Here is an 18,537-nt window from a genome sequence, read left to right as displayed (position 1 = left end):
GGAGGATCTTCAGGCGTGTGCGGGGTGTTTGCTGAAGACCTGGAGACGAATCTCGTTGGCCATTTCGGTGAACACGGGATCGGCCAGGGTGGCCATGCTGCGCGGGCGTGCCAGCGGCACATCGATGATGTCGGCCACACGGCCCGGGCGGGCGCTCATGACCACGATGCGGTCGGACAGCAGCAAGGCCTCCTGGATGGAGTGGGTCACAAAGACCACGGTCTTGGGGCGCTCGTTCCAGATACGCAGCAGCTCCAGGCTCATTTCGTCGCGTGTGAGTGCGTCCAGCGCCGAAAAGGGCTCGTCCATCAGCAGGATGTCCGGATCATGCAGCAAGGAGCGTGCAATCGCGACGCGCTGCTGCATGCCGCCCGAGAGTTCGTGGGGGCGCTTGTGGCCGAAGTCCCTGAGACCGATCATCTCCAGCAGTTGCTGGGCGCGGGCCTCCTCCTTCATTTCCACATGGCCGTATTTGTGGCGCATGGGGAAGGTGATGTTGTCCAGCACCGAGAGCCAGGGCAGCAGCGTCGGCTTCTGGAAAACCATGCCGATCTCGTCGCGTGGTTCGGTTACGGGCAGATTGAAGATGCGTAGCTCGCCGCTGCTGGGGCGGATCAGACCCGCAATCAGGCGCAATATGGTGGACTTGCCGCAGCCCGATGGGCCGATCAGCGAGACGAATTCGTGGCGGCGCAGATGCAGGTCCACGCCTTGCAGGGCCGTGACAGGGCTGCCATCGCTGGAGACAAAGGTCTGGGTGACCGCGTTCAGATCGATTACGTATTGCATGGCAGGCGATCAAGGAAAGAACAAGGGCGGGAGCGCGAGGGCGGCGCTGCGCCGCCCTCACATGGGATTTACTGGCTCAGAAAGCGGCGATCCACCAGCGTTTCCGGGTCGACCTTCTTGAGGTCGTAACTCATGGACTGGGCCACCCAGCCCCAGGTGGCAGCCAGCAGCCGGGGCTCAAATTTGCCAAGGCCGTCGCGCTGGCTGATCTCGTTCCTGAGCAGCGGGATGGAGGCTTCAAATTCGGCCTTGACCACGGCTGTGTCGGCTTCGGGCACCTGGGCCTTCAGCGACTCGGCCGCCTTTTGCGGGTTCTGGATGGAGAACTCCAGCGACTTGCCCAGTGCCCGCACATAGCGCTTAAGCACTTCGGGACGTTCCTTGATGGTCTTGTCGCTGGCCATGACGGACCAGCCATAGCCGTCCAGACCGAACTGCGTCCAGGGCAGGACCGAAAGCTCCTTGCTGGCCTGCTTGAGCACTGCGCCGAAGGCCGGAGCCACGGTCACCCAGTTGATGGTCGCGTCCACGCGGCCCTGGGCCAGCATGGGAGCCAGTGTGGCCGGGTCCGACTTGATGACCTTGATCTTGCTGGCGTCCACGCCGTTCTTCTGCAGCACGATGGGCCACAGGGCATTCGATGAGGAGAAGGTGGGCATGGCCACCGTCTTGCCTTCCATGTCCTTGAGGTTCCTGATCTTGCTGTCGGCGCGCGTGAACAGTGCATCGGGCTGTTTGGAATACAGCGACATCACGGCCTTGACGGGAATCCTGCCTTCGGCTGCGGCCATCATCAGCGCCGAGATGCCGCCAAAACCCACATCGGCAGAGCCAGAGGCCACCTTGGTCACAGCATCGGCCGAGCCCCGGCCGGGAACTATCTTCACGTCCAGGCCTTCGTCCTTGAAAAAGCCTTGCTGCACGCCGGCATAGACAAAGGACTTGTCGCCCCCGGGCAGCCAGTCGAGCTGCACCGTGAGCTTGTCGGCCGCCTGGGCCGCAGCGCCACAGGTGACGAGCATGGCGAAAAGGGCGCAGCGTTTGAAGTAGGTCGTGGAGCGCGTCATGAATAACTCCTGAAGAATGTGAGTTCGGGGCAATTGGTTGCTATACATTGATGAGCGGCATGCGCAAGCTCATAAAAGGCTTCGATTGAATTTCATCTAGAACCGGCAGCAAGGCGTCGCTCAGGGCCTGAGGGCAGGCCAGCTGGGGCACATGGCCGCAATCGAGGCTGATGCGCCTGGCGCCCGGTGTGAGCTGCTGCATGCGTTGCTGCAGCGGCAGCGTCACGGAACGGTCCTGGCGACATTCCACATAGATACGTGGCACCCGGCCAAAACGCTCGGCGCTGAGCTGGTTCACCATGGTCCGGCCCGCTTCGGGCTGGACGCAGAGACGGCTGGCCGCCTTGAGCGCTGCGGTCGGCGGGCAGTCATGCAGGAACAAATCCATGGCGGCTTCCAGCGGCACGCTGCTGGCATTGCGCTGCTCGTTCCAGGCCAGATGCGGGCCTATGCCCTGGTAGTCGAAGCCCGGATCGGCGGCGCGGCATTGTGCGATCACATCGCCATAGCTCATGCCGCTGGGCAGCATCATTCCGGCCAGGTAGACCAGGGCGCTGACCCGCTCGGGGGCGGCCTGGGCGACCTGAGACGCCGTCATGCCGCCACCGCTGTGACCGACCACCACGGCAGGGCCGTCCAGCGCTGCCAGCACGCGCAGCACATGGGCGGTGTAGCCGTCGAGATTGGCGCAGCTGTCGTCTTCGGCGGCGGCATCGTTGCCCGGCAGATTGACGGCAAGCACCTTCCAGCCCCGGGCCTGCAGCAGCGGCGTCCAGGCCGCAAAAGCCCAGCTGCCTTGCCAGGCCCCGTGGATCAGCACCATATTGCGTGAGCTTGTCATCGTGGTCTCCGTCAACCGTAGGTGCGGCGATAGCATTCGATCTGGTGCTGCTCCACCGTGACAGCCGGGTATCTGGGCAGCTCGCCCTCGTCCAGGCAGGTGGGAATGCATTCCACCTTGTGCAGCGGGTTGCCCGTGAAGAAAAAGGGCACGGAATAGCGTTCGCGACCCGAGACATTGATGACCCGGTGCAAGGTGGAGACATAGCGGTCGTTGGTCCAGCGCGCGAACAGGTCGCCGATGTTGACGACGAAGGCGCCGGGCACGGGGGGCGCGTCGATCCAGCTGCCGAGATTCTTGTCCCAGACCTGCAGGCCGCCTGCCTCGTCCTGCAGCAGCAAGGTCACGCCGCCGAAGTCCGTGTGCTCGCCGCAGCCTTTCTCGCCGGGTTCAGGGTTGGCGGGCTGGGGCGGGTAATGCAGCAGGCGCAGGGTCGCGGCGGCCTCCTTGAGATAGCCGTCGAAGTGGCTGACCGGCACGCCCAGGGACAAGGCCAGGCCGCGCACAATGGTCGCGCCCAGGCTGTAGGCGGCCTGGTAATAGTTCTGCATCACGGCGCGGAAGTCGGGCAGGGTTTCGGGCCATTGGTTGGGGCCGGTATTGAAGCGGCCGGCCAGCACGCGCGCATCGTTGGCCGCGACCTCGGCACCGGCGTAAAAGCTTTCCTTGAGATCGGGCGGTGCGCCGCTCTCCAGCGTCTGGGCGCGCAGCGGCTCATAGCCGCGATTGCAGCGGGAGAGCTTTTTGTCCACGGCCAGCTTTTCGGTCATGGGCAGGTCAAAGAAGCGCTGGCTGGCGGCAAACAGGCTGCTGATCAGTGCCGGGTCTATGCCGTGGCCGGTGATATAGAAGAAGCCGCGCTGTTCGCAAGCCTGGCGCAGCTGCTCGGCCACCAGGTGCTGATCCACAGGGTCATGGCTGCGCAGGCCGCTGATGTCGATGAGGGGGAGGGCAGAGATGCTCACAAATGGCGTCCAGAAACTGAAGAACTGGAGTCAGTTTAGAAAGCGCAGCCCGTGCTGGATAGCGCAGCTTTTGCTGCGGGGTGATCTAAAAATGTGAGCGCCAGTCGCTGATGGGTAAAGGGCTGCACGGCATTGGTGCATTCGCAAAAAGCGATGCGCACAATGCCGGTGCAAGCACAGGCCGGGGGCGGGTTCAGCTTCTGGCGCAAGCCGCTGCAGCGGCGGTCTGCGTGCGGGCCACCCATTCACGCAGGGCGACGCTTTCCTCGTCCTCGCGGCTTTCTATGGCATCGGCCGCGATGCGGTTGAAGGCGTCGAGTGCCGATGGCAGCGTGCGTCCTGCACGCACATAGACGCCGAGTTCGGAGTACAGCGTGGTGGGCGTATCCAGCGGCACATGGACCAGCCTGCCTTCGCGCAGCTCGCGCTCCAGTCCCAGGCGGCTCTGGAAGAAAATGCCCACGCCGCGTTCGGCAAGACTCTTGGCCAGCTCGATGGACGAGGTTTCCAGCAACACCTGCAATGCACGCTTGTGGTGCGCCAGCAAGGGCTGCAGCAAGTCGTGCATGGAGAGTTCGGGCGTTGGCAGAATCAGCGGAAAGGCCGCGCATTGCGCAAAGTCCACGCGCTCCAGCTGGGCAATCGGGTGCTTGGGCGGCACGATGGCACCCAGTGCAAAGCGGCCCATGGTGCATTGGCGCAGATTGTCGTGGCGCTTGACCGAAAAGCCTATGCCCACGTCCGCATCGCCCTGAATCACGGCCTGTGCCGCCTGCTGGGAGCCGCAGGTGCGCACATGAATCTGAATCGTGGGGTAGCGCCTGTGCATCTGCGTGAGCACGGCCGGCATCAGGTCGGCGTTCAGGCCTTCCACGGCAGCCACGCTGACCGAGCCGCGACGCACGCCGCGCAGCAGCTCCAGCTCGGTGCTGAGGCGGTGCTCGTCCTGCAGCACCGTGATCACATGGCGCGAAAAAACTTCGCCGGCGGCCGTGAGCCGCAGGCCCGAGCTCAGGCGCTCGAACAGCGGGCTACCGATTTCGTCCTCGAGCTGCAGCAGCTGGCGGTTGACTGCTGATGAAGCCACATGCAGATGGCGTGCGGCTTCGCGTATGGAGCCGCAACGGCGGATCATGTCGAAATAGCGAATGGAGCGGGCGTGAATATGCATGCTGCCGGAGGCAGCATATGCCGTGCCAGTTCGCTGGATGGCCGCCTACTGCGGCGCGCCGGCCGCCTTGGCGTGCTGGGCGCGGGCCTTGAGATCGACATCGTCCTCGCGCCCGGTGGGCCAGCCTTGCATATGCTGCTGGGCAATATCGCTGAGGGCGGTGATCCAGGGCGCACTGTCGTTGAGGCAGTCTATGTACTCGAACTGCTGGCCGCCCGCATGCAAAAAGGCCTCACGCGCTTCCTGCTTGATTTCCTCCAGCGTCTCCAGGCAGTCGCTGGTAAAGCCGGGGCAGACCACGTCGACGCGCCGAGTGCCAGCCTGGGCCATGGCAATCAGCGAAGGCTCGGTATAGGGTTCCAGCCATTTGGCCTTGCCAAAACGCGATTGGAAGGTCACCAGATACTGCTCGTTGCCGAGCTTTAGTCGCTCGGCCAGCAGGCGTGCCGTCTTGTGCGATTCGCAGTGATAGGGGTCGCCCAGATGCAGGGTGCGCTCAGGCACACCATGAAAGCTCATGACCAGCTTCTCCCCGCGACCATGGCCGCGCCAATGGGCTTCTATGCGCTGTGCCAGCGCTTCGATATAGCCGGCATCGTCGTGGTAGCGGTTGACGAAACGCAGCTCGGGAATATGGCGCTGGGTCCTGGCCCAGTCGTAGACGGCGTCGAACACGCTGGCCGTGGTCGTGCCCGAATACTGGGGGTACAGCGGCAGGATCAGGATGCGCGTTGCGCCGTCTTTCTTGAGCGCATCCAACTGGGCCGCAATGGACGGCGTGCCGTAGCGCATGGCTGGCAGCACCAGCACATTGTGGCCCCGCTCGCCCAGCCAGCCGCGCAGCAAAGTGGCCTGGCGTGTGGTCCAGTGCAGCAGCGGGGAGCCGTCTTTTTCATGCCAGACGGTGGCGTACTTGGCGGCCGACTTGGCCGGACGGGTGCGCAGGATGATGCCGTGCAGAATCGGCCACCAGGCGAGCTTGGGAATCTCGACCACACGATCGTCACCGAGAAACTCCGCCAGATACGGGCGCACTGCGGCGGCCGTGGGCGCGGCCGGCGTGCCCAGATTGCACAGCAGGATGCCGGTGCGTGCGGATTGATCGTGACGGAAGCGGGGTTCGGGCGCAAAGCGTGATGGCATGGCGCAATTGTGTCAGCTAATCGGATAGGCGCAGCCGCTCTGCGGCATTAGCCGGGGCGCTATTCTTCGGGACATGCAACCCCAAGACACCACCGCCTCAGCCATTGAAACCCTTCAGCGCCTGCGCCACAGCGGCCAGATTCGTGCCATCAGCCTGGATCTGGACGACACGCTCTGGCCCATCTGGCCCACGATTGCCAAGGCAGAGGCTGTTTTGCTGCAGTGGCTCGCGCAGCATGCTCCCGCTACGGCCGAGCACCTGGGCGATACAGACAAGGTGCGCGCCCTGCGCCATGAAATCGTGACCTTGCGCCCGGATCTGAAAGCCGACCTCAGCGGCCTGCGCCGCGAGTCCATCCGGCTGGCGCTGAGCCGTGCCGGTGACGATCCTGCCCTGGCCGAACCGGCCTTTGACGAGTTCTTTGCCGCTCGCCAGCGGGTAGAGCTGTTTGACGACGCCTTGCCGGCGCTGCAGTTTCTCTCGCAGCGCTGGCCGGTGGTGGCCCTGTCCAATGGCAATGCGAATGTGCATGTGGTGGGGATAGGCGAGCACTTCCATGCCTCGCTGTCTGCCAGCGGAGCCGGCATGGCCAAGCCCGAGACGCGGTTTTTCCAGGCCGCAGCCGATGCGGCTGGCGTGGCCCCCGAGCATGTGCTGCACATCGGCGACGATGCGGAGCTGGATGCCCGGGGCGCGATGGATGCGGGTATGCACGCAGTCTGGCTCAACCGTGGGCAGGTAGCATGGCCTTGCGTGGGTCCTGAACCCCACGTCACAGTCGCCAGCCTTTGGCAGTTGTGTCAGGGGCTGGCAGATCGTTGACCGGGACGAGCGGGAGCAGTGCGGGTCAGCGAACAAGGACCGCCTATGCCTACCTGCCTGTCTGCCTGTCTTCACACGCCTCCACTGGCACCTGTGCGAACCATTGCCTGGAGCCGGCCTCTGGTGTGGTTGTCCAGAGCCTTGCAGGACATTTCTAACGCTCCGTTAATCAGTCTGGCGCATGGTCTTGCCTTGATCCTGATCGGTGCAGCAATCCTGACCCTGGGGCACAATCGCTTCTGGTTGATGGCAGGGGCCTTGTCGGGCTTTCTGGTGGTGGGGCCTCTGGTGGCCACCAGCCTCTATGCCGTCAGCCGGGCCATGGAGCGCGGTGAGGTGGCAGACTGGGGTCTGATCCGCCGCACCTGGACGCAGTGGCGGAGCTGCCATGCCACGGGCCGGGGAGGGTACTGGTGCATGGTTCGGTTCGGCGCCTTGCTGGCGCTGGCCGCCACGGGCTGGGTGCTGATTTCGGCATCGCTGATCACTGTGATGTCGCCCGTGCGCGTGCAGACCCTGCAGGATTTCATTGCGCATGTGGTGCTGGCCAGGGATGGTCAGCTATTTGTGCAATGGATGGCTTTGGGCAGCTTTCTGGCTGCTCCGATTTTTGCGTCCAGCGTGGTGGCCATGCCGCTGATGCTGGACAGGCGAGTGACCGTGCGCCAGGCCGTGTTGACCAGTTGGTCCGTGGTGCTGGCCAACCCTGGCCCTATGGCCTTGTGGGCGGCACTGATTGTGATGTTGACTTTGCTGGGCCTTGGCAGCTATCTGCTGGGGCTGGTGGTTGTGATGCCCCTGCTGGGCCATGCCAGCTGGCACGCCTATCGAGACCTGGTGGATGCCTCTGCATTCCCCGCCAGAGATGACGAGATAGTGCCTGCCGTCTGAGCGCTGCGCGACCAGGGCCTGGCAAAGGCTGTAAGGACCTGGTTGTCGTGATATTCGGATATACGGAAGAACAGCTTGCCCACTTTTTCCTGACCTGGGGCGTGGGCGCCTTCATCTTGTTCATGGTGTTCATCATCCTGCAGCTGGCGCGTCAATCCAAGGCAGGCAAGTTCGGCACCTTTGTGATCTTTCTGGGCCTGGGTGTGGGCTTTGTAGGCTATCTCGCCAAGATCATCATCCAGTGGTGGATAGAGAGCCGCTGAGCCGATACATGGGGCGGCGCTGACCGGCTCACTACTCGAGCAAGGTCCGCCCCGCAGCGAGAACCTTTCCCCTTCCGAAAAGAAGGGGCAAGAAGCGGTGCCTCAGTGGATTAACCCGGTTTCACCTGTGCGCGCTTGAGCACTTTTTGCCAGCGGTTCTGCTCGGTGGCGATGAACTGGGCAAACTGCTCCGGCGTGCTGCCAATGGGCTCGGCCGCGTCGCCCTGCAAGCGCTTGAGTGCATCGGGCGCCTTGACGGCCTTGGCGCACTCTGCTGCCAGCTTGTCTACATGGGCGCGAGGCAGGCTGGAAGGGGCCAGCATGCCGTACCACTGGGTCATCTCGAAGCCCGAAAAGCCCTGTTCGGCCACCGTGGGCACGTCGGGCAATTGCGGCAGGCGCCTGGTCGAGCCGGTGGCGATGCAGCGCACCTTGCCGGCCTTGATGAAGGGCAGCAGCGCGGCGGCACCGACCGAGGCAGCATCAAGGCGGCCCGAGAGCAGGTCGGTCATCATGGGGCCGGTGCCGCGGTAGGGCACGTGGAGCATGAAGATGTCGGCCGTCATTTTCAGGTATTCGAATGCCAGATGCCCCGCGCTGCCGTTGCCGGCCGAGCCATAGCTGAGCTTGCCGGGGTTCTTCTTGGCATAGGCCACCAGATCGGCAATGTTCTTGACGGGCAGATCGGGGTGCACCACATAGAGGCTGGGCACCTTGGCCAGCAGGCTCACGGGCACAAAGTCCTTTTTAGGGTCCCAGGGCAGCTTGTCGAAAATATAAGGGTTGACGGCCAGGGTACCGATATGGCCGAGGATGACCGTGCTCTGGTCATCGGCGCGAGCCACTTCCTGCATGGCGATATTGCCCGCAGCGCCGGGCTTGTTGTCCACGAATACGTTCTGGCCTATGGTCTTGGACAGCTCTGCGGCGGTGGAGCGGGCCACGATTTCAGAGCTGCCGCCAGGCGCAAAAGGCACGACAAAGCGAATCGGGCGGCTGGGCCAGCCGTCATCGGCAGCGCGGGCCATGCCGGGCAGCAGGCTGCTGCAGGCCAGGGCTCCTGCACCAGTCAGCAGATGGCGGCGCGAGATGCTCAGAACTTCGCGAGTGGACTTGTCGAACGTGGATGCCATGTTGTCTCCGTTGCTTTTTGGCTTTTGGCGGCTGAGAGATTGCCTCTTCGGCCATGGTTGCAACTGTGGCTGTCAAATCGCTGTCAAACCTGGTGCAGCAGGACTATCCAGGCATCAGGATTGTGCTGATAGGGTTTGCTCTAGAGCTGCTCAGCCCTGGTCCATCCGGACCAGTTCGTCGGCTGCCGTTATCCCGCAACGCACCGCGCCTTCCAGCGTCGCCGGGTAGGGCCCGTTCACATAGTCGCCGCAAGCCCAGAGGCCATGGCCGAGCTCCATGTCAGGGCGCTTCACGCCGGGTCGGCAGGCAAATGTGGCGCGTTTTTCAACCACGGTCAGCACAGCTTGAATGTCCTGCCAGCCCAGTTGCTGACGGGCTTGTTCCAGCACCTGCTGCTCCAGGGCTTGGCGGTCCGTGCGGCAGTCGCTGACGACAAAGGCCATTAGGCCTTGCTGGGTGTCATCTGATGGCTGCAGGTGCCCGCGGTCAAACACAAACTGGGCTGGAGCCTGCTTGCCGGGTTGCAGTGCCTGCCAGGGCAGCCCGGCGGTAAGGCGATGGCTGGTGCGCGCATAGACCGTGGCAATGGCCGTGTGCTCCAGCGCCTGCGCGGTCTGTGCCCAGTGCTGGTAAGCCACCGCGTCGCGGGCGGGCAGGCGCTGGTCTTCGGCCGCCAGCAGGGCCAGGCGGACGGCTTCCTGAGGTGGGCAGGCCAGCAGCACGGCATCAAAGCGCGATTGCTCCAGCTCCGCGGCAATGGCTGGATTGGAGCTGCGCAGCAGCCATTGCCGGCCCTGGGGGCTCAGCTCCTGAATGCGGTTGGCCGTATGCACCGCATGGCCGCGGCCTTGCAGCCATTGCGCAGCCGGGATGGGAAAGAGATCGCCCAGGCCGCGGCGCGGCACCAGAAAGTGCGAGCCGCCCGTGCCCGCGAACAGTGCGTCATGCAGCACACGCAAGAAGATGCTGCCGCTGGCCTCTGCGGCTGGCAGATTGAGGGCCGACACGCACAGAGGTTCGATGAATTCATTGAACAGGCGCTTTGGCAGGCCGCTGCAGATATCGGCAACGGTTGCAGCATCTGCGCAGCGAAAGCCCTGAATTCGCCAGCGCAGGGCACGGCCCAGCAGGGCGGCACGTTCGCGCAGTGACCAGCCGCTGGCGCTGGCAATGCCGATCAAGGCGTCCAGCGGCGCCGGCAGGTTGGGGAAGGACAGGCCGCTGCCATCGGCATAGCGCATGGCAAGTGGCCTGCGCAGCAGGGCATGCTCTGGCGCCGCGCCCACGACACGCATGAGCCGCAGGCATTCGGCATAGGCGCCGATCAGAATGTGCTGGCCGTTGTCGGCGATGGTGCCGCCCGGCAGCTCCAGATTGCGGGCCCGGCCACCCAGCTGGCGGCCGGCTTCGAAAACCGTGGGCCGATGACCGCTGAGCGAGAGCTGTACTGCGGCAGCCATGCCGGCCCAGCCGCCACCGATGATGGCAACTTGCATGGCGCGCTTACATGCGGCCCAGTGCCTGCATCTTCCAGACCAGCCAGAACTTGCGCAGCGGCGTGAGGCTGATGCGCTGGTGCAGCACCTGGAAGTTCTCGGACTCGATTTCGCGCAGCAGGGTGCGATAGATGCTCGCCATCATCAGGCCGGGCTTTTGTGCGTGGCGGTCGGCGTCGGGCAGCAGGCCCAGCGCCTTGTCATACAGGCTGTGGGCACGCTCGGCCTGAAAGCGCATCAGCGCCGTGAAGCGATCCGAATACTCGCGCTTGTTGATCTCGTGGGCCTTGACGTCGAACTGCTGGAGCTCGCTGATGGGCAGGTAGATACGGCCGCGCATCGCGTCTTCGCCCACGTCGCGGATGATATTGGTCAGCTGCAGGGCCTGACCCAGCGTGTGGGCGTATTCGGTGGTGCGCTCATCGGTCTGGCCGAAGATGCGGGCGGCGACTTCGCCGACCACGCCGGCGACCAGATGGCAGTAGCGCTGCAGACCGGCTAAGTCCAGATAGCGGGTCTGATCCAGATCCATCTGGCAGCCTTCGATGACGGCCTGCAGATGGCGCTCTTCGATGCCATAGGTCTTGGCGTGGGGCATTAGTGCCTGCATCACGGGATGAGCGGACTGGCTGGTAAAAGCCTTGTGCACCTCGGTCTTCCACCAGGCCAGCTTGGTGGCTGCCACGCCGGGGTCCGTGACCTCGTCGACCACGTCATCCACTTCGCGGCAGAAGGCATAGAAAGCCGTGATGGCGGCGCGGCGCTCCTTGGGCAAGAAGAGAAAGGCGTAATAGAAGCTGCTGCCCGAAGAGGCGGCTTTGTCTTGGACGTACTGATCCGGATTCATAGGGGGAGCATTGTCCCATGACGCGGGTCGTTGGCCGACACAACAGTGAAATGCGCGGCATGCGCCTGGTTGGAAGTCAAATTCAATAGCGCCTTGCACAGGTCTATAAGGGGTTTGGAGCTATCTTTTCGATCACATGCGCACGGCTTGCCAGAGCATGGCGACCATATCGAGCTTGCTCAGCTTGATGCGCTGATAGAGGTTGCGCCCCTGCATGGCGTCCAGCCTGTCCAGAATGCGCAGACCGCCTTGCACGACCAGGCGCAGTTCCCAGCCCGTGCGGCCGGGTAGCTGATGCACCAGAGGCGCCCCATGGATCATGAGGCTGCGGGCCTGGCGGTTGAGCTCGCCGAGCAGAGAGCGCAGCTCGGGTGTCAATGCCGCTGCTTCGGGCTTGATGGCGCTGCGCACAAGGCCGTGGCGGGCCAGATCGGCATCCGGCAGGTAATGGCGCTGGCGCGGCAAGTCCTGGCTCAGATCCTGCCAGAAGTTGATGAGCTGCAGGGCGGTGCAGATGGCGTCGCTCTGAATCAGTGCCTTGGCGTTGACCACGCCATACAGATGCAGCAGCAGGCGGCCGACCGGGTTGGCCGAGCAGCGGCAGTAATCCAGCAGTTGGGCCATATCGGTGTAGCGGGTCTGGGCGGCCGTCATGCGCACGTCCTGCTCGAAGGCACTGAGCAGGTCGGCCAGCAATGGCTTGGGCAGACCATGGGCCTGGACCTGGACTGCCAGCGGGCCAAAGATATGCGGCCATGCTGTACGCATCAGCATGGCGGCTTCGCCGGCGCTGCCCAGCTGCTGCAGATCGTCGGCATATTGCTGCAACTGTGCGAGGCGCTGCTCGGTGCCATGCTGGCCCTCGTCGGCCAGATCGTCGGCGGTGCGCGCAAAGTGGTAGATGGCGGCGATGGGCGCACGCAGTCGTGGCGGGCACAGCCAGGAGGCGACAGGGAAATTTTCGTAGTGGGTGATGCTGGCCGGCGCGTTGGCGGCGGGGCTCGCTGAGGGCATATGGTTCACGCCACGTATTGTGGACCGGGTGGACTTGCCGGCTGGCGACAGCCCATAAAAAGACGACGCAAAAGCGCACGTGCGTGCACAATCAGCGCTGACTTTGGTGCAGCGGCCTGCCCGGCAGCTGCGCTTTTCCTATTTTTACAAGCCCAGAACACCATGGCTGTTTCGTCTTCTCGTCGTTTTGCAATGTTGTCTTTGTCACACCGGCCTGCCGCGCCCTTGCTGGCGTTGTCCATAGTGGCGGCTGCGGCCATGCTGTCGGCATGCTCCAAGAAAGAGGCCGCGCCCGAGCCGGTGCGCGCAGTCAAGCTGGTGACCGTGGGTGAGGGGCCGATCGAATCTGCCCAGGAATACTCGGGTGATGTGCGGGCCCGTGTGGAGTCTCGCCTCGGCTTTCGCGTGGCGGGCAAGATCACCAGGCGCGAGGTGGAACTGGGCCAGCATGTGAAGGTCGGACAGGTGCTGGCGCGACTGGATGCGCGCGATTACCAGCTCAGCGCCGATGCCGCGCGTGCCCAGCTGGCCTCGGCCACCACGCAGCGCGATCTGGCCGAGGCCAATGCCAAGCGTTTTCGCACGCTGCGCGCCCAGAACTTCATCAGCGCCGCGGAGATGGAGCGCTACGAGGCCAATCTGAAGGCTGCCCAGGCCTCGCTCGATCAGGCCCGTGCCCAGCTCTCGAGCCAGTCCAATCAGGAGAACTACACCCAGTTGCAGGCCGATGCCGATGGCGTGGTCACCGCCGTGGAGGCTGAACCCGGTCAGGTGGTTGCGGCCGGCACGCCCGTGGTGAGGATTGCCCAGGACGGCGCGCGCGATGCGGTGTTCAGCGTGCCCGAGGACCGGCGCAGTGCCATCAAGCCGGGCCAGGGCGTGAAGGTGCGTCCCTGGTCGGATGAGTCGCGCATGATCAACGCACAGGTGCGTGAGGTGGCGGCCAGTGCCGACCCAGCCACACGCACCTATGTGGTCAAGGCTGCGCTGCAAGGTACGGACCTGCCTGCATTGGGCGCGACCGTGCATGTCATGCCCGAGGGCATGGGTGTGAGCCGCGAAGCCATGGGCAGCCAGGTCATCAAGTTGCCAACCACGGCCTTGCGCCAGGAGGGCGGTAATGGTCAGGGTACGGCCGTCTGGCTCTATGACGCGGCCAGCAGCTCGGTGAAGCTGCAGCCGGTGCAGATTACCAGCGCCGACGGTAATGAGGCGGTGATTGCCTCGGGTCTGCAACCTGGTATGCAGGTGGTGGCCACGGGCGCCCATGTGCTGACCCCTGGGCAGAAGGTGACGGTATATCGCGATAAGTATGCAAAGCCGCTGCAGGGCTCTGCATCAAATCAGCCGAAAACGCAGGCAGGTAAAGCGCAGGATGCTCATGAATCAGGTGTGGGTCAGCCTGCGGTGGCTGCGGAGGCGGGCAAATGAGCGGCGCTGGACACAAGAAGACCAGTGGCGCGCATTTCAATTTGTCTCGCTGGGCGCTCGATCATGTGGCGCTGACACGCTATTTCATAGTCGTGCTGATGCTGCTGGGCTTTACGGCCTTCTTCCAGCTGGGCCAGGACGAGGATCCTCCGTTCACCTTCCGCGCCATGGTCATTCGCACTTACTGGCCCGGCGCGACTGCCGAGCAGGTGGCTCAGCAGGTGACGGACAAGATCGAGCGAACGCTGCAGGAGGTGCCTTATGCCGACAAGATCAGTAGCTATTCCAAGCCCGGCGAGTCGCAGGTCATCTTCCAGGTCAAGGACTACTCTCCCCCCAAGGAAGTGCCGCAGCTCTGGTATACGGTGCGCAAGAAAGTGGGGGACATGCGTTACACCCTGCCGCAGGGCGTGCAGGGGCCGTTCTTCAACGACGATTTCGGCGATGTCTATGGCGTGATCTATGCGCTGCAGGCCAAGGGCTTCAGCTATGCCGAGCTCAAGACCCTGGCCGACGATGTGCGTCAGCAACTGCTGCAGGTGCCCGATGTGGCCAAGGTTGAGCAGTTCGGCGTGCAGGACGAAAAGGTCTATGTGGAGCTGTCGCACCGCGCCACGCAGATGGGGCTGAACCTCAAGCAGGTGCTCGATCAGCTCAACCAGCAAAATGCCGTGGCATCGGCCGGTACCTTGCAGACGCCGGCTGAAACCATTGTGTTGCGTGTGCAAGGTCAGTTCAACGATCTGGAGCAACTGCGTGCCATGCCCATCATCGGCCAGGGCGGAGCGCAGTTCAGGCTGGGCGACATCGCCGAGGTGCGTCGCGGCTATGCCGACCCGGCCAATGTCATGGTGCGCTTTCAGGGCGAGCCTACGGTGGCGCTGGGAGTGTCCATGGTCAAGGGCGGCGACATCATTGCCTTGGGCAAGGCGCTGACGCAGGCCACGGAGCGCATCGCCAAAAGCCTGCCCGTGGGCGTGACGCTGAGCAATATGCAGAACCAGCCCAAGGCGGTGGCGGATTCGGTCAGCGAGTTTCTCCAGGTGCTGATCGAGGCTGTGGTCGTGGTGTTGGCCGTGAGCTTTCTGAGTCTGGGTCTGCACAAGCGCCCGGGGCAGCATCCGCTGTGGAAGCGCTGGTATATCGACCCGCGCCCCGGGCTGGTGGTGGGAATCACCATTCCGCTGGTGCTCGCCGCAACCTTCCTGGCTATGTGGTACTGGAATATCGGTCTGCACAAGGTGTCGCTGGGCTCGCTCATCATTGCGCTGGGCCTGCTGGTGGACGACGCCATCATTGCCGTGGAGATGATGGTGCGCAAGATGGAGGAGGGCTACGACAAGTACCGTGCCGCCACCTTTGCCTATGAAATCACCTCCAAGCCCATGCTGACCGGCACGCTGATCACGGCAGCGGGCTTTCTGCCCATCGGCATGGCCAAGTCCATGACGGGTGAATACACCTTCGCCATCTTTGCGGTGACGGTGATTGCGCTGGTGCTCAGCTGGTTTGCATCGGTGTACTTCGTGCCCTATCTGGGCCTGCTGCTGCTCAAGAAGCCGCCGCATGCCGCCAAGCTGCCGCCCGAAGTGGCATCCGGTGAGGTCTCGGCCGAAGAAGCGGGCATCAACACCAATGCAGGTGAACATGAGCTGTTCGATACGCCGTTCTACAACCGTTTTCGCCGCATGGTGAACTGGTGTGTGCAGCACCGCTGGCTGACGATTGGCGCGACGGTGCTAGTGTTCGTGCTGGGTCTGGCGGGCATGGGCAAGGTGCAGCAGCAGTTCTTCCCAGATTCCAGCCGCCCAGAAGTACTCGTCGATATATGGTTCCCCGAGGGCACGTCCTTGCAGGCCAACAAGGAAGTGACGCTGCGCGTGGAAAAGCGCTTTTTGCAGCTCGACGGAGTGGAGTCCGTCAGCGAGTGGATAGGCTCTGGAGCACCGCGTTTCTATCTGCCGCTGGACCAGGTGTTTCCGCAGAACAACGTCTCCCAGTTCATTCTGGTGGCCAAAGACCTGAAGGCGCGCGAGGAAATCCGTAGGCAGTTGCCGGCGCTGATGGCCGAGGAATTCCCCGAGGTGCGGGCGCGCTCCAAGCTGCTGCCCAACGGGCCGCCCGTGCAATATCCGGTGCAGTTCCGTGTCATGGGTTCGGACCCCGCCAAGCTGCGCACCTACGCCGATGAAGTCAAGGCGCTCATGCAGGCCAATGCCGATATGCGTGGCGTGAACGATAACTGGAACGAGTCCGTCAAGGTCATCCGCCTGCAGGTCGATCAGGACAAGGCGCGTGCCCTGGGTGTGACCAGCCAGTCGATCGCCGAAGCCACGGGCATGAACTTCAGCGGCACCACAGTGGGGCAGTTCCGTGAAGGCGACAAGCTGATCGATGTCGTGATGCGCCCGCCCAAGCAGGACCGCGATGCAATTACCGATATCGCGGGTGTCTATGTCACCACGGCAAACGGGCAGTCCATTCCGCTCACGCAGATTGCCAAGCCCGTCATGGTCTGGGAGCCGGGTGTGATGTGGCGCGAAAAGCGAAACTTCGCGATTACCGTTCAAGGCGATGTGCGCGAAGGCCTGCAAGGTGCAACGCTGACCAACGAGCTGTTGCCGCAGTTGCGCAAGATGGAGGCTGGCTGGCATGCTGCAGGCGACACCGGCTATCGCATCGAGGTGGCTGGTGCCGTGGAGGAAAGCTCCAAGGGGTCGGGTGCCATCGTGGCAGGAGTCCCGGTGCTGCTTTTCCTGACTTTCACCCTGCTCATGTTGCAGCTGCGCAGCGTCAGCCGTTCGCTGCTGGTGTTTATTACCGGTCCGCTAGGCATTCCTGGTGTGGCTGCGGCCTTGCTGCTGCTGAATCGCCCCTTTGGCTTTGTGGCACTGCTGGGCGTTGTGGCTTTGATGGGCATGATTCAGCGCAATTCGGTCATCCTGATCGATCAGATCGAGAGCGGACGTGCTCAGGGTGTGCCGGCCTGGGACGCGATTGTGGAGGCTGCCGTGCATCGGCTGCGTCCCATCGTGCTGACCGCAGCAGCTGCCGTGCTGGCCATGATTCCGCTGTCGCGCAGCGTGTTCTGGGGGCCCATGGCTGTGGCCATCATGGGCGGTCTGATTGTGGCGACCGTGCTGACCTTGCTGGCTTTGCCCGCCATGTATGCGGCGGCTTTTCGCATCAGAAAGGACACAGCCTGAGCCTGTTTTGCGCGAAAGAGCGCCGGTTTTGCGGCTAGAATCTGCGTCTTGACCTCAGTAAGCGTAAATTTGCGCATTGCTGACCGCGCGGGTGGCGAAATCGGCAGCAGGTTAAAGTCTGCTTGCTATGTACATCGCTCTAACCCGCGTGCACCATATGTTTTAGATGGTTAGTGGAATGTACATGTGTACATGGAGTTAGCATCTGGAAAAATGTCAGCTAAGTACATGACTGACATTGCGAGATTGATGGAATGGTAGACATGCAGGATTTAGGTTCCTGTGCCGCAAGGCGTGAGAGTTCGAGTCTCTCATCTCGCACCATTGAACAGGTCAGCGCTGCAACGCAGCGCTGACCTCTGATTTCGGCACCGGTTGGACTCAACTTCTGAGTTCTCAGCTTGAGCTTGTCGTCGTTCCAGTCAGTGAATCGACAAACACAGATTCATTTCTTAGTAGCGGTACTTCACCGCTTCACTCAGCTTCACAGAACTGGCTTGATTGCTAGTACGTTGCCTGAACTTAAGACTTTCGAGCCAGGATCCCTCTGTTGCAGCAGTCTGTGGTTAGGTTGGCCGTTCAGCGAGAGTAGTACTTCAGTCGAAGCGCACCGAGCACCGGCGCGCGCTGCTCATTAGCTCACGAATCGTGTGTTGTGCACTTGGTGAGTGACCCTGCGTTAGGTTGCCATAGGCAGAAGCAACTGATGCTGCGCTTTGACTCGGTTGATACGCATTTTGAATGACCGAACCATGGCTTTTAGTGCACCGCTCACTACCTAGCAGAGCGCCCCGGATCTGCATTCCTATTAGGCGACTAGTCCTATTCGGATTCATCAAGAAGGTCACGAACAGGGACGTTGAGGGCTGCTGCGAGTGCCTCTAAAGTTTCAAGAGTGACGTTGCGTTGTTTGCGTTCGATATGGCTAACAACCGTCCTACTCAAGCCTGCCAGGTAGCTGAGGTCCTCTTGGGACATCATACGCTCAGCTCTTAGGCGCACTAGATTCTTCGCGAGTAGCTCCTTTGTGGAGACTGATGTTTTCTGTTTTGGAAGCTTCGGAACATACATGCCTACATGTTCTTGTAACCCTTCTTAGACGTCGACTTCTTATGTGGCAACTTCATATGTGACACTGACATATATGGCACAATTTGAGGTGTGGCTATCGTGGATTTTCATCAGTGTTGCCCTTGTATTGAGTAGCGCTTGTGCTTGGTGTGCCATCTCAACGACAGAAGATGAAGGTGCGATTCAAAGAAGCAGATAACGGATAGTTGAGGGAGGTCGAAACGCGGCTGTCGGTGTCAGAGTAGTGCTGCTAGCTCGGCTGGAGCGGCCCCATTGATCTGAGGACAGGTAAACCCTCTTAACCTAAGAGGTAGTCTTGTGACTGTATTTATGCCTAGTCCTAAAAATCTAACGAACGTAGAGGTGCTGGGGCCGCAGAAGCGCC

The 18,537-nt window shown here is 62.5% G+C and carries 16 protein-coding genes and 1 tRNA gene; 6 read left to right on the top strand and 11 right to left on the bottom strand.

What is annotated here, in order from left to right:
• Positions 1-9: 9 nt before the first annotated feature.
• From FSY45_RS25290 to hemH, 6 genes are all read right to left on the bottom strand, one after another.
• Positions 10-789, bottom strand: a complete 780-nt coding sequence (locus FSY45_RS25290; protein WP_046462595.1) for an ABC transporter ATP-binding protein — start codon at positions 787-789, stop codon at positions 10-12.
• Positions 790-857: 68 nt separating this feature from the next.
• Complete coding sequence (locus FSY45_RS25285) at positions 858-1,856, bottom strand: ABC transporter substrate-binding protein (RefSeq protein WP_046462594.1); 999 nt, start codon at positions 1,854-1,856, stop codon at positions 858-860.
• 40 nt (positions 1,857-1,896) lie between these two features.
• Complete coding sequence (locus FSY45_RS25280; protein WP_046462593.1) at positions 1,897-2,697, bottom strand: alpha/beta fold hydrolase; 801 nt, start codon at positions 2,695-2,697, stop codon at positions 1,897-1,899.
• Between the two features lie 11 nt (positions 2,698-2,708).
• Positions 2,709-3,662, bottom strand: coding sequence for an isopenicillin N synthase family oxygenase (locus FSY45_RS25275; protein WP_046462592.1), 954 nt, complete (start codon positions 3,660-3,662; stop codon positions 2,709-2,711).
• A gap of 193 nt (positions 3,663-3,855) precedes the next feature.
• Positions 3,856-4,833: a LysR family transcriptional regulator gene (locus FSY45_RS25270; protein WP_046462591.1), complete on the bottom strand. Its 978-nt coding sequence runs from the start codon at positions 4,831-4,833 to the stop codon at positions 3,856-3,858.
• Positions 4,834-4,878: 45 nt separating this feature from the next.
• Positions 4,879-5,976 (bottom strand): ferrochelatase, encoded by a 1,098-nt coding sequence (hemH, locus tag FSY45_RS25265; RefSeq protein WP_003068882.1) that lies wholly within the window; start codon positions 5,974-5,976, stop codon positions 4,879-4,881.
• Between the two features lie 73 nt (positions 5,977-6,049).
• On the opposite strand from hemH, the gene FSY45_RS25260 reads away from it, so the two are divergent.
• From FSY45_RS25260 to FSY45_RS25250, 3 genes are read left to right on the top strand one after another with little or no spacing between them, the layout of a single operon-like run.
• Positions 6,050-6,799, top strand: a complete 750-nt coding sequence (locus FSY45_RS25260) for an HAD family hydrolase (RefSeq protein ID WP_046462590.1) — start codon at positions 6,050-6,052, stop codon at positions 6,797-6,799.
• Positions 6,800-6,844: 45 nt separating this feature from the next.
• Positions 6,845-7,690, top strand: coding sequence for a DUF2189 domain-containing protein (locus FSY45_RS25255; protein ID WP_046462589.1), 846 nt, complete (start codon positions 6,845-6,847; stop codon positions 7,688-7,690).
• 47 nt (positions 7,691-7,737) lie between these two features.
• Positions 7,738-7,953 carry a DUF2788 domain-containing protein gene (locus tag FSY45_RS25250; RefSeq protein ID WP_003068886.1) on the top strand — a complete coding sequence of 72 codons (216 nt, stop codon included), beginning with the start codon at positions 7,738-7,740 and terminating at the stop codon, positions 7,951-7,953.
• Positions 7,954-8,063: 110 nt separating this feature from the next.
• Here the strand turns inward: FSY45_RS25250 and FSY45_RS25245 are convergent, their stop codons facing one another.
• From FSY45_RS25245 to hpnC, 4 genes are all read right to left on the bottom strand, one after another.
• Entirely contained in the window at positions 8,064-9,086 is a 1,023-nt protein-coding gene (locus FSY45_RS25245) for a tripartite tricarboxylate transporter substrate binding protein (protein WP_046462588.1), read from the bottom strand.
• A 150-nt stretch (positions 9,087-9,236) separates the two neighbouring features.
• Entirely contained in the window at positions 9,237-10,583 is a 1,347-nt protein-coding gene (hpnE, locus tag FSY45_RS25240) for a hydroxysqualene dehydroxylase HpnE (protein WP_046462587.1), read from the bottom strand.
• Positions 10,584-10,590: 7 nt separating this feature from the next.
• A complete protein-coding gene (hpnD, locus tag FSY45_RS25235) occupies positions 10,591-11,430 on the bottom strand; it encodes a presqualene diphosphate synthase HpnD (protein ID WP_046462586.1) in 840 nt (279 codons plus the stop codon).
• 132 nt (positions 11,431-11,562) lie between these two features.
• Positions 11,563-12,444 carry a squalene synthase HpnC gene (gene hpnC / locus FSY45_RS25230; protein ID WP_046462585.1) on the bottom strand — a complete coding sequence of 294 codons (882 nt, stop codon included), beginning with the start codon at positions 12,442-12,444 and terminating at the stop codon, positions 11,563-11,565.
• Between the two features lie 192 nt (positions 12,445-12,636).
• Here hpnC and FSY45_RS25225 point away from each other — a divergent pair, with 192 nt between their 5' ends.
• The 3 genes from FSY45_RS25225 (at position 12,637) to FSY45_RS25215 (ending at position 17,405) form a co-directional block, all read left to right on the top strand.
• A complete protein-coding gene (locus FSY45_RS25225) occupies positions 12,637-13,875 on the top strand; it encodes an efflux RND transporter periplasmic adaptor subunit (RefSeq protein WP_046462584.1) in 1,239 nt (412 codons plus the stop codon).
• A complete protein-coding gene (locus FSY45_RS25220; protein ID WP_046462583.1) occupies positions 13,872-17,081 on the top strand; it encodes an efflux RND transporter permease subunit in 3,210 nt (1,069 codons plus the stop codon). Before FSY45_RS25225 ends, FSY45_RS25220 begins: the two co-directional genes overlap by 4 nt.
• Positions 17,082-17,321: 240 nt before the next feature.
• Positions 17,322-17,405: transfer RNA gene (locus tag FSY45_RS25215), tRNA-Leu, on the top strand.
• Between the two features lie 498 nt (positions 17,406-17,903).
• Here FSY45_RS25215 and FSY45_RS25210 read toward each other — a convergent pair.
• On the bottom strand, positions 17,904-18,152 hold the full coding sequence (locus FSY45_RS25210; RefSeq protein WP_080746152.1) for a helix-turn-helix domain-containing protein: 249 nt from the start codon (positions 18,150-18,152) through the stop codon (positions 17,904-17,906).
• Positions 18,153-18,537: the final 385 nt, after the last annotated feature.

It is taken from the genome of Comamonas sp. Z1, from assembly GCF_008121555.1.
Lineage (GTDB): Bacteria > Pseudomonadota > Gammaproteobacteria > Burkholderiales > Burkholderiaceae_C > Comamonas > Comamonas thiooxydans.
This window is presented reverse-complemented; position numbering and strand designations above follow the sequence as displayed.